Origin of the sequence: Streptomyces niveiscabiei, assembly GCF_001419795.1 — a bacterium.
GTDB classification, from domain to species: Bacteria; Actinomycetota; Actinomycetes; order Streptomycetales; family Streptomycetaceae; genus Streptomyces; species Streptomyces niveiscabiei.
In genome coordinates this window covers 26491-38672 of record NZ_LIRL01000207.1, presented here as the reverse complement: position 1 = coordinate 38672, position 12182 = coordinate 26491, and the positions used below count along the sequence as shown (strand labels likewise).

Annotated in this window: 5 protein-coding genes and 1 tRNA gene; 2 read left to right on the top strand and 4 right to left on the bottom strand. The window is 74.4% G+C overall.

What is annotated here, in order from left to right; genetic code table 11:
* The 3 genes from AOK24_RS11740 to AOK24_RS11730 form a co-directional block, all read right to left on the bottom strand.
* On the bottom strand, nucleotides 1-1682 hold a 1682-nt coding region (locus AOK24_RS11740; protein ID WP_240553823.1), incomplete at its 3' end, for a beta-ketoacyl [acyl carrier protein] synthase domain-containing protein.
* A 133-nt stretch (nucleotides 1683-1815) separates the two neighbouring features.
* Entirely contained in the window at nucleotides 1816-8448 is a 6633-nt protein-coding gene (locus tag AOK24_RS11735; protein WP_055720005.1) for a type I polyketide synthase, read from the bottom strand.
* A 450-nt stretch (nucleotides 8449-8898) separates the two neighbouring features.
* Nucleotides 8899-9477, bottom strand: a complete 579-nt coding sequence (locus tag AOK24_RS11730) for a TetR/AcrR family transcriptional regulator (RefSeq protein ID WP_055720004.1) — start codon at nucleotides 9475-9477, stop codon at nucleotides 8899-8901.
* Nucleotides 9478-9607: 130 nt separating this feature from the next.
* Here AOK24_RS11730 and AOK24_RS11725 point away from each other — a divergent pair, with 130 nt between their 5' ends.
* Both AOK24_RS11725 and AOK24_RS11720 read left to right on the top strand, forming a co-directional pair.
* Nucleotides 9608-11029 carry an MFS transporter gene (locus AOK24_RS11725; protein WP_055720003.1) on the top strand — a complete coding sequence of 474 codons (1422 nt, stop codon included), beginning with the start codon at nucleotides 9608-9610 and terminating at the stop codon, nucleotides 11027-11029.
* A gap of 45 nt (nucleotides 11030-11074) precedes the next feature.
* Nucleotides 11075-11148 (top strand) — tRNA-Pro (locus tag AOK24_RS11720).
* Between the two features lie 92 nt (nucleotides 11149-11240).
* On the opposite strand, the gene AOK24_RS11715 is transcribed toward AOK24_RS11720, so the two are convergent.
* Nucleotides 11241-12083 (bottom strand): siderophore-interacting protein, encoded by an 843-nt coding sequence (locus AOK24_RS11715; protein WP_055720002.1) that lies wholly within the window; start codon nucleotides 12081-12083, stop codon nucleotides 11241-11243.
* Nucleotides 12084-12182 lie beyond the last annotated feature (99 nt).

The window sequence follows — 12182 nt, the reverse complement described above, 5'->3', positions numbered from 1 at the left end:
GCGGCCAGGAGCGTGGCGTCGTCGGCGTCCAGAAGTGCTGCTAGGGCGGCGGGGGTTGGGGCTGCGAGGAGGAGGATGCGCTCGGGCTCGACCACTTGGGCGGCTTGGGCGCGGTCGGCTGGATGCGCCGGGGAGGGGATGCTTGTCGGTGCGGTCGGTGCGGTCGGGGCCCGGAGAGTCTCGCTGTGCCCGTTCGTCCCGGTGCCTGCGACTCCGTGCCCGTTCGCCCCGGCGCGTTCACTCCCGCGCCTGTTCACCTCCGTCCCGGCAACTCCGTGCCCCCGCCGCCGAGTTGTCCCCGAGCCCACCGGCGCCTGCTCCAGCACCACATGCCCGTTGATCCCCCCGAACCCGAACGCGTTCACCGCCGCTCGCCGTACCTCGCCCTCCCACGGCTCCGCCTTCTCCAGCGGCCTGAACCGGGTCCGTGTCAGCGCGGGATGCGGGTCGTCGCAGTGCAGGGTCGGCAGCAGCACCCCGTGATGGACGGCCAGCGCGGCTTTGACCAGCCCGGCGACTCCGGCGGCCGGCATCGCGTGCCCGATCATCGACTTGACCGACCCGATGACGGCACCCGGGTCGTCCGGGGCGTCGGAGGGGCCGCCGAACACCTCGGCCAGCGTGGCGAGTTCGGCCCCGTCGCCGGCGGGGGTCGCTGTGCCGTGCGCTTCGAGGAGGCCCAGGGAGTCGGGCGCCGAGGGGTCGAGGCCGGCGGCCCGCCAGGCTTGGCGTACGGCGCGGGCCTGGCCGCCGGGGTCGGGGTTGACGAGGCCCGACGCGCGGCCGTCGCTGGAGATGCCGGTGCCCCGGATCACGGCGTAGACCCGGTCGCCGTCGCGTTCGGCGTCGGCCAGCCGCTTGAGGACGACGACGCCGGTGCCCTCGCCGATGAGGATGCCGTCGGCGTCGCGGTGGAAGGGGCGGATGCGCTCGGTGGGGGAGAGGGCGCGGAGTTGGGAGAAGACGCTCCACAACGTGATGTCGTGGCAGTGGTGGACACCCCCGGCGAGCATCAAGTCACAGCGCCCGGACGCCAGTTCGCCCACCGCCTGGTCGACGGCGACCAGCGAGGACGCGCACGCCGCGTCCACCGTGTACGCCGGTCCGCGCAGGTCGAGCCGGCTCGCGACCCGTGACGCGGCGAGGTTGGGCACCAGCCCGATCGCCGCCTCCGGACTGTCGGGCCCGAGCCGCTCGGTGAACGCCTCACGTACGCGGTCGAGTTGGCCGGCGGACAGGTCGGGCAGCAACTCGCCGAGCGTGCGCACGAGTTGGCCCGCCGTCCGGACCCGCTGATCGAGCCGGACCAGCCCGGGAGTGAGGTAGCCGCCCCGGCCCAGGACGACGCCGACCCGTTGCCGGTCGGGCAGCCGGGCGGTACCGCCCGCGTCGTCCAGCGCGGCGGCGGCCACGTGCAGCGCGATCAACTGGTCCGGTTCGGTGCCGCCGACCGACGCCGGCATGATCCCGAACCGGGTCACCTCCACCTCGGCGAGCCCGTCCACGAACCCGCCGCGCCGGCAGTACACCCGGTCCGCGACGGCCGGTTCGGCGGCGGTGCCGGGACGGTAGTAGTCGGCGTCCCAGCGCCCGGCGGGCACCTCGCCGATCGCGTCGACGCCGTCGTACAGGTTCCGCCAGTAGGTGTCGAGGTCGGGGGCGCCGGGGAACAGGACGGACATGCCCACGATGGCGACCGGGACTTGACGATTGACGGCGCCCTCGGCCAGACGGCTGGCCTGAGCTTGGCGGCCGGTCCCGGCGTGACGGTCAGTCAGATCGGCGGCGTCCTCGGGGCCTCTGAGATCCACCCCGTCACCAGCCCGACGCCGTGTGCACGACCGCCGTCAGCGACGGGTCGCCCCACGCCAACTCCCGCAGCAGCGCGGCCGTTCCCTCCTCCGGGTCGATCAGCGCGACCCCGCGCCGCGCGTACTCCCGCGCCAACTCCGGCCCCACCATGCCCCCATGGGAGGCGTCGGGCGCCCACGGCCCCCAGTGCACGGTCAGCGCCCGCGACCCCGTACGCGCCGCCCATGCCGAACCCAGCGCCTCCAGCGCGTCGTTGGCCGCCGCGTAGTCGACCTGCCCCCGGTTGCCCAGCACCGCCGAGATGCTCCCGAACAGCACGGTGAACGACGGCCCGCCGGGCAGTTCCTCCAGCGCGGTCAGCAGCGCGTGCGCGCCGAGCGCCTTCGTCGCGTACACCCGGCGGAACGACTCGGGGCTCTTCTCCGCGATCAGCCGGTCCTCGATCACCCCGGCCGCGTACACCACCCCGTCCAGCCGCCCGTGCTCGGCGTGGATCTCCTTCACCGCCTGCAACACGGCCTCGGACTCCCGGAAATCGACGCTCCGGTACCGAACGGCACTGCCCAGCGCGGTCAGTTCGGCCAGCGTCGCCCTGATCTCCCGCTGGGCGAGCAGGAGTTCCGCCTCCCGGTTGACCTCCGTGAGGCTCCCGCCCCGCGCGGCCAGGACGGCCCGCAGCTCGGCCGGGGTCCGCGCGGCGGCCGTCGCCTCCTCCTCGGGGCCGTCCGGCACGGGCGTACGGCCCAGCAGTTCGAGCCGGCACCGCGAGGCCCGCGCCAACGCGACAGCGCACTGCGCGGCGATCCCCCGGGCCCCGCCCGCCAGCAGGGCGACGGCGTCCCGGTCGAGCCCGAGCGCTGCGGCCTCCGCGACCCCGTCCCCGGCGGGACCGGCCCCGGTGCTTCCGAGCGCCCCGAGCGGTGCCTCGACCAGCTCGAACCCGTGCCGCCCAACTGCCCTGCACACCACGGCGGGTGACGTGTCGTCGGCCAGGATCTCGCCGATCACCGTGTCGGCCACGTCCTCGTCGACGTCCACCACCCGCGCGACCGTCCCCGGGTACTCCCGCGCCACGCTGCGGAACAGCCCGCGCAGCCCCACCGCGTCCCCGTCCACCGGCCGTACCGCCACCAGCCACCGGGGCTCCCGCGCCAGCGCCGCCTTGAGCACCGCGAAGGCGTCCGGCAGCACCGGCACCCCGTCGGCCGCCCCCAGATAGACCACCCCGTCCACCGGGCCGTCGGCCTCGGTCAGCAGGTGCTCCATGTCCCGTACGGTCACCTCGGCGCCGTGCGCCGCGAGCCGGTCGGCGATGCCGGACCCCTCCTCGCCGAGCAACACCCAGCGCGTGCCCGCGAGATGGGACGGCGGATGGCTGCCGGTGTCGAGCAGGACAGGGCGCAGGACGAGCCGTCTGGGTGCCTGGCCGGTCACCGGTTCCTGCTCCTGGGCGGGTTCCTCGGCGGCCACCGGGCCCGACAGGCGCGAGGTGAGCCAGTCGGTCACGGCGGCGGCCGTACGCGCCTTCGTCAGCTCCTCCAGCTCGTCGTCCGCCAGGCCCGCGAGGTCGGTCGAGCCGCCGAGGCGGCGGGCCAACTCGCCCGCGATCTCGGCCCGTTTGATGGAGTCGATGCTGAGGTCGGCCTCCAGGTCGAGGTCGGGCTCGATCATGTCGACGGGGTAGCCGGTGCGTTCGCTGATGATGTCGAGGACCACTCGGCCGACGTCCACGGCCTCCGGGGCCGGCGCGTCGACGGGCGCCGCCTCGACGGGCGTCTGCGGTACGGGGGTTGCTTCGAGGACCGGCAGGGGTGGCGCCGCCGGTCTCTCCACCGGCCCCGCGCCGGATCCGAAGTACGTGAGCAGCACGTCCCGTTGGGCCGCGATCATCTCCCGGCTGGTCCGCAGGAACTCCGCGATGAGGGCGTCCTGACCCTGATGGGGGGTGGTCGTCACGTTCGCCTCCGAGGCATCCAGGGACAGGGGGGAAGCCGGGGAGCCCGGCAGCTGTGCCACACGCCGGGCCGGTGTCAGCCCGCCGGACACCGGCTCGCCGCCGGCGGTCCGCACGAGCTGCCCGTCGACCGTCCAGCCGGGCGGTTTCGGCGCCGGGGTGCGTACCGCGTCGACCGCGCCGCGCCCGCGCAGCAGCCACCCGGCCCGCACGGGCACCCCGGCGAGGGCGAGGTGGGCGAGCGCGTCGAGCCAGCTCCGCAGCCCGCTGCCGGGGCGCGGCTCGCAGGCGACCGTCCGGTGCGGGCGGTCCCCGAGCACCTTCCCGACCAGCCGCGTCAGCACCGACCCCGGCCCGGCCTCGACGAAGACGCGCGCACCGGCCTCGTACATGGCCTCGATCTGGTCGGCGAAACGGACGGGGGAGCCGATCTGGGCGGCGAGTTCGGCGGGGACCGTGTCGGCGGAGCCGTAGGGGGCCGCCGTGCGGTTGGCCCAGACCGGGAACTCCGGGTCGTGGAAGGCGTGTTGGGCGAGGACCGTGGCGAACTGCGGGCCCGCGTCGGCGACGATGGGGCTGTGGAAGGCGCAGGCCACCGGGATGCGCCGTGCGGTGAGCCCGGCCTCACGCAGCAGCCGCAACGCTTCGGTGACGGCCTCGGTGGGGCCCGAGATCACCGTCTGGTCCGGCGCGTTGAGGTTGGCGAGCACCACCTCGCCCGCCTCGCCGAGGACCTGGGCGACCGTCGCCGCGTCCGATGACACCGCCGCCATCGTGCCCGGGTCGTCCCCGGCGGCGGCCAGGATCGCCGCCGCCCGCGCGCCGCTCAACTCCAGCAGCGTTTCCGGGGAGATGACCCCGGCGGCCGAGAGGGCGACCAGTTCGCCGTAGCTGTGTCCGGCCGCCATGTCGGGGTGGACCCCGGCGGCCGTGAGGAACGCGTGCGCCGCCAACCCCGCGACACCCAGGGCGGGTTGGGCTACACGGGTGTCGGTGAGGGCGGCTTGCTGGCGGTCGCGGGTGGCGTCGTCGAAGGCGGTGGGCGGGTACATCGTCGGGGCGTGGGCCCGGCCCAGGTCCAGGTAGTGGCGGAGTTCGGGGAAGGCGATGAAGAGGTCGGCGAGCATGCCGGGGCGCTGGCTGCCCTGGCCGGGGAAGAGGAAGGCGACCTTGCCGCCCATCGGGGACACGCCGGCCGCCTCCGCCGAGCCGTCCCCCCGGGACCCGTTCGCTCCTGACGGGCGCGCCTCCTCCAGCGCCTCCCGCAACCCCCGCACCAACTCCCCGGTATCGGACGCCACCACCGCGAACCGCACCGGCTCCTCGCCCGCGTCCGCCCGCCGCGCCGCACTCAGCGCCAGGTCCCGGAGCCGCCACGGCCCCTCGGCGGCCTTCAGCAGATCCTCCACGCCCCGCCGGGCGGACGCCACATCGCGCCCCCGGAACAGGAACAGCTCGGCGGGCCACTCCTCGGCCCCCCGCACCCCCTCGTCATGAGCGGCGAGCACCACATGGAAGTTGGTCCCGCCGAACCCGAACGCGCTGACCCCGCCGATCCGCCGACCCGCGGGACCGTCCCAGGGCCGGGCCCCGGTCGACAGCGCGAAGGGGCTCTCCCCTTCCTTCCAGGCCGAGTTGGGGGCCTTCACATGCAGGGTCGGCGGCCGGACCCCCGTGTACAGGGCCAGCGTCGTCTTGATCAGCCCCGCCAGACCGGCCGCGCACTTCGTGTGCCCGATCTGCGACTTGACCGACCCGAGCACACAACTCCCCGGCGCGGCCCCCGCGTTGGCGAACACCTCGGTGAGGATGGACAGTTCGGTCCGGTCCCCGACGACCGTCCCGGTGCCGTGCGCCTCCACGATCCCGACCTCGGCCGGTGACACCCCCGCGTTCCGGTACGCCCGCTCCAGCGCGGCCCGCTGCCCCTCGGGGCGGGGCGCGGTCAGGCCCAGGGAACGGCCGTCGCTGGAGGAGCCGAGTCCCTTGACGACGCCGTAGATCCGGTCGCCGTCCCGCTCGGCGTCGGCCAGCCGCTTGAGGACGACGCAGGCGACGCCCTCGCCGAGCGCGATGCCGTCGGCGGTGGAGTCGAAGGCGCGGGAACGGCCGGTGGGGGAGAGGGCGTGGACGGAGGAGAACAGGGCGTAGTCGTTGATGCCGTTGTGCAGGTCGGCGCCGCCGCACAGCACGACGTCGCTCGTCCCGGACAGCAGTTCCTTGCAGGCGACGTCCACCGCCGCGAGCGAGGACGCGCAGGCCGCGTCCACCGTGTAGTTGGCGCCGCCGAGGTCGAGGCGGTTGGCGATGCGGCCCGAGATGACGTTGGCGAGCATCCCGGGGAACGAGTCCTCGGTGAGGCGCGGGAGTTGGCCGTCCAGGGCCTGCGGGACCTCGCCGTAGTACGAGGGCAGGACGGAGCGGACGGTCGCCGCGTTCGACAGGTCGCTGCCCGCCTCCGCGCCGAACACCACCGAGGTGCGCGAGCGGTCGAACTCCCGCCCCCCGTCGCCGTATCCGGCGTCGTCGAGCGCGCGCCGGGCCGCCTCGAGGGACAGCAGCTGGACCGGCTCGACGCTGCCGAGGGACGTCGGCGGGATGCCGTAGCGCAGCGGGTCGAAGGGGATGCGCGGCAGGAAGCCGCCCCACTTGGAGTCGGTGGACGTGCCGTGGTGGACGGCGGGATCCCAGCGTTCCGGGGGGACTTCGGTGACCGCGTCGACGCCCGCGACGACGTTCGCCCAGAAGGAGGGCAGGTCCGGCGAGCCGGCGAACATGCAGGCCATGCCGACGATCGCGACGTCCAGCGGCGCCGGTGCCTGCGGCTCGACTGCCGGGGGCGGAGTGACCCGTTCGGCGAGGAAGGCCGCCGCGCCGGTCGTCACCGAGGCGTGCAGCGCGGCGATCGTCGTCGTCCGGGACCGCAGCACGGCCACCTCGCCGGCCATGAACATCCCCTCGGCGAGCTGCCGTCGCTCGTCCACGGACGCCAGCGCACCGTCCTCGTCGCGCTCGACGCCCTTGCTGGCGATGCGCAGCCGGCCCACGTTGAGCCGCTCCAGCCGCTCCCACACCTCCCGCTCGGGCAGACCCCGCGCACGCAGCCGGGCCGCCTCCTCGCGGTAGCCGTCCGCGAACGGGCTCGGCACGCACCGGGTGGCGTGACCCGGCGCCGACTCCAGCAGCGTCGTCGACCCGGCGGCCAACACCCGCTCCTGGAACAGGGGTTGGATGGCCCCCTCGCTGATGGCCTCCTCCGTGAAGAGGTACGCCGTCCCCATGAGGACGCCGACCGCCGCGCCCCGCGCGCTCAACGGGCCCGCGAGGGCCGCGACCATCGCCGCCGACCGCTCGTCGTGCACCCCGCCCGCGAAGAACACCTCCACGTCGGAGACGTCCCCGAAGTCCTCCAGAACTGCCAACTGGGCTTCCCACAGCGGGAATGCGGCGCGCGGGCCGACGTGGCCGCCGCACTCCGCGCCCTCGAACACGAACCGCCGGGCACCCGCGTCGAGGAACTGCCGCAGCAGCTCCGGCGACGGCACGTGCAGGAACGTCCGGATGCCCGCCTCCTCCAACGCCCGCGCCTGGGACGGACGTCCGCCCGCGATGATCGCGTGGGTCGGCCGGGACAGCCGTACCGCCTCCAGCTGGGCGGCGCGCAACTCCTCCGGCGCGAAGCCCAACACGCCCACGCCCCAAGGGTGTTCGCCCACCGCCTCGCGGGCCTGCGCGAGCATCGCCCGTGAGCGCTCGCCGTTCGCCAGGGCCAGCGCGAGGAACGGCAGCGCCCCGTCCTCGGCCACGGCCGCCGCGAACGCCGCCCGGTCGCTCACCCGCGTCATCGGCCCCTGGGCGACGGGCAGGCGTGTCCCGAGCGCCCGGCTCATCGCCGAGTCCGGGCCGAGCGTCCGCACGAGCCCGCCGTCGCGCAGGGCCGAGCGCACCGCGCCCCTCAACTCCCGTACGGTGCCCCGTACATCGCCCCAGCGGTCGGCGAACCGGGCGGCGAGGAAGCCGTCCTGGCCCACCGGGAGCCGTACGCCCCGGCGTTCCACGGCGCGGACGCCGTCCGTGACGGCCGACTCGGAGCCGTCCAGCGTGCGGACCAGAGAAGCGAGCCGGTCGGGGAGCGACGATTCGGCCAGCAGGGCGAGCTGGGAGTCGAGGACGACTCCGGCAGCGCCGCCGGCGACCGCTGCGGCGGCCGTACGCGGGCCGATTCCGCCGCAGGCCCATACCGGTACGCCGACCTCGGACAGGAGCTGCTGGAGGAGCACGAACGTGCTCAACTCGCCCACCTGGCCGCCGGATTCGCAGCCGCGCGCGATCAGGCCGTGGGCGCCGCTCGCGATCGCCGCTCGCGCCTGCGCGAGGTCGGTGACCTCCGCGAGCACCCGGTGGCGAGGCGACGCCTCCCACCTGCGGCCCGGGGCGAGGACGATCGTCACGTCGCGGTCCGGGAGGTCCGCCGGAGCGAGGCGGCAGTGCGGCCCGATCCGTAACCCGACCGGCGCCCGCCGCACCCGCTCCAGGGCCTCGCGCGCCGTGCGGTCGCCCTCGCCGAGGTCCAGGACGCCGAGGGCGCCGGACCGGGCGAGGGCGAGGGCGAGTAAGGCGTCGGGGCGGCCGAAGGGAGTGATGCCGATGATCAGGTCCTCGGGGCGCACAGCGGGCGTCATGTCTCTCCAGAATCAACGCTTCGAGGAGGAAACTGCACGGTGGGGGTGCGGGGCACAGCAGGGAAAAACGGCAGGGCCGGACAACGGCTTCCCAGGCCACGCCATTCGGGCAGGGCTCACCGGGGAAACACCGGTCTGTCTTTCGACGCGCGTGCGTGAATCGCTGGAAAGGTAGTGCGGTTATTACTCGCGGGTCAATAAGCGCGCGGCCCCCTGATCGGCCGTCGAACCGATTCGGTCAGACGCAGGTCAGGGGGCAGCAGGGCGGAAAACGGGCCAATCGTGGTGCGGGCGGACGCCGTTCACGCCGGGCTCACGCCGCCGAAACACGGACGGTGGCGGGAAATGCGCTCGGATGGCCGCGCATGTCCGAAACGGCCCCTGGAATCGGGGCCGTTGATGACCGCAGCGGAAATTCCGCGTGGCGGTCCCGGTGTGACCAGGAAAGGGTCAGGCGGTCTTGCGGACTCCGTCCAGAGCGATCGACAGGACGCGCTCGCGCTGCGCGTCGCTCGGGAAGTAGGTGGCGGTGACGCCCGCGACCAGCCGCAGCAGGTCCGAGAACTCCATGTCGCCGCGTGCCTCGCCGGCCTCCTGGGCGCGGACGAACAGCGGGCCGCCCGACGCGTACAGCGACTCGCGGCAGGCGTCGAAGATCTCCGACTCGTCCTCCAGCGCCTCGCGCACCGCGCGCTTGGTGACCATGTACGCGGTGAACGCCTCCAGCCAGGTGACCACCGCGGGCCACGGCGGGAGGTCGGCGACCTCGTCGGCCCGCTCGCACAGGGCGTTGACCTCGTCCGCGTACACGCTCTCGAACAGGGCGCGGCGGGTGGGGAAATTGCGGTACAGCGTGCCGATGCCGACGCCCGCGCGGCGCGCGATGTCCTCGAGGGACGCCTCGGCGCCGTTCTCCGCGAACGCCTCGCGCGCGGCGGCGAGCAGGGCGTCGTAGTTGCGGGCCGCGTCTTTCCGGTGCGGGCGCTGGGCGGCGACGATCGCGGCGATGGGGTACGAGTGGGCGGTCACGGTGGCCTCCCTGGGCCGGTTCGACGAAAGCGGAGGTTCACCTCCGGTACGCCTTGAAGTGGAGGGTTCCCTCCAGTAGAGTGGAGGCGTACCTCCACTTTATCAGTGCTTGTCGCCCGAGAGGTCCTCCATGCCTCGCACGTCCTCCCGCCTCACCTTCGCGGTCCTCGCGACAGGCGCGGGTGTGTTCGCCATGCTCCAGTCGCTCATCGCGCCCGCCCTGCCGACCGTGCAGCACGCCCTGCACACCTCGCAGTCCACGGCGACGTGGGTGATGACCGCGTACCTGCTCTCCGCGTCCGTCTTCACGCCGATCCTCGGCCGCGTCGGCGACCTGATCGGCCGCAAGCGCACGCTCGTCGCCGTCCTGGCCGCCGTCCTCGTGGGCTGTCTGCTCGCCGCGCTCGCCCCCACCATCGGCGTCCTCATCGTCGCCCGCGTCGTCCAGGGCGTCGGCGGCGCGCTCTTCCCGCTCTCCTTCGGCATCATCCGCGACGAGTTCGCCGCGGAAGCCGTCCCCGGCCGCATCAGCGCCCTGTCCGCCGTCATCGCCGCGGGCGGCGGCGTCGGCATGGTCGCCGCCGGGCCGATCGTCTCCGCGCTCGACTACCGCTGGCTGTTCTGGATACCGGTCGCGATTGTCGCGGGGGCCGCGGCCATCGCCGTGCGCTACGTGCCCGAGTCGCCCAACAGGGCGTCCGGCAAGGTCAGTTGGCTCGGCGCCGTGCTCCTGTCCGGGTGGCTCGTCGCGCTCCTGCTGCCGCTCAGCCAGGCCGGCACCTGGGGCTGGGGCTCGGCCCGCGTCCTCGGGCTCCTCGGCCTCGCCGCCGTCCTCGCCGCCGCCTGGCTGTACGCCGAGTCCCGCGCCGCGAGCCCCCTCATCGACCTGGGGATCATGCGGCTGCCCGCCGTGTGGACGACCAACCTCGCCGCCCTCCTGTTCGGCGCGGGCATGTACGCGATCTGGTCCTTCCTGCCCGGCTTCGTCCAGACGCCCGCCAGTGCCGGGTACGGCTTCGGCGCGAGCGTCACCGCGTCCGGGCTCCTGATGCTGCCGATGCTCCTCGCGATGTTCGTCTCCGGCATGCTCAGCGCCCGCCTCGCCCCGCGCTTCGGCTCCAAGGCCCTCCTCGTCACCGGCTCCGGGCTCGGCGCCCTCGCCCTCGGCTTCCTGACGCTGTGGCACGACGCGCAGTGGCAGATCGCCCTCGTCGCGGGCGTGTTCGGCCTCGGCATCGGGCTCGCGTTCGCCTCCATGGCGACCATCGTCGTGGCCAGCGTGCCGCCGGCCCAGACCGGCGCGGCGACCGGGATGAACGCCAACATCCGCACGATCGGCGGCTCGATCGGCGCGGCCGTCACGAGCGTCCTGGTGACCGGGCACCTCCAGCCGTCCGGCCTCCCCTACGACAGCGGCTACACCCACGGCTTCACCCTGCTCGCGCTGCTCTGCCTCGCCGCGGCCCTCGCGGCGCTCCTGGTCCCCGCCGCCCGCTCCGGCCGCCCGGCGCCGCGCCCCGCTCCGGCGCGGGCACCCGCTCCCGTGCGGTAAGGTTTACCTGCGTGTTCACGCGGTCACCGGCCGCGCGAACGGCACCGGGACGTGGCGCAGCTTGGTAGCGCACTTGACTGGGGGTCAAGGGGTCGCAGGTTCAAATCCTGTCGTCCCGACGGTGATGTCCGGAGGCCGTGTCAGAGAGATCTGACACGGCCTCCGACGCGTTTCCGGGGACCCGGGGGATCCCCAAGGGCACCGGGAGCCCTCACATGGCGTCGGCCCGGTCCGTCAGGTCGTCCTGCGTCAAGGCGTCGTCCTGTGTCAGGTTCCGCCGCCAGTAGCCCGCGAACGCCACCGCCGCCCGGTCCAGGCCGCGTTCGTCCACCAGGTGGCGGCGGATCGCGCGGACCGCCGACGCCTCGCCCGCGATCCAGGCGAAGAGCGGGCCCGAGGGGAGGCGGGCGGCGCGTAGCGCGTCCGGGAGGAGCGGGGCCCGGTCGCGGTGCAGCCAGTGGATCTCCACCTCGCCCGGACTCTCCCAGCGCTGCTCCTCCGCCGGGCCCGCGACCTGCGCGTACACCAGCGCGCGCTCGCCCGGCGCGAGGTCCTCGACGAGCGCCCCGATGGCCGGCAGCGCCGTCTCGTCGCCGACGAGGAGCCGTACGGCGCCCGGGGCGGGCGTGCGGTGGTGCGTGGCGGCCGGGCCGTACATGCCGACGGTGTCGCCGGGTGCCGCGACGGTCGCCCAGCGGGAGGCGGGGCCGCGGTCGCGCTCCGCGCCGTGCAGGACGAAGTCGACCTCGATCCGGCGCTCCCCGGGCAGGTGGCGGCGGACCGTGTACGTGCGCATCCACGGCCGCCGGTGCTCCGGGATGGCCAGATAGCCCTGGTACCAGCGGGTCACGTCGGCGCCGTCCCGGGGCGGCTCGGGCAGTTCCACGGGGCCGCCGTCGCGGGCGAAGAACAGCTTGAGCTGCTGGTCGGGGGCTATCGGGACGAAGTCGGCGAGGCCGTCGCCGCCGAACGTGACCCGCCGCATGCCCGGGGTCAGGTCCTGTACCGAGACGACGTGCAGCGTCGTGGAGAGCAGCGCGAGCGGTCGGGTCATGCGGAGTTCCTCCCGGAGAAACCGATGGAGAGGCCGATGGAGAGGCCGATGGAGAGGCCGATGGAGAGGCCGATGGAGAGGCCGATGGAGAGCCGATGG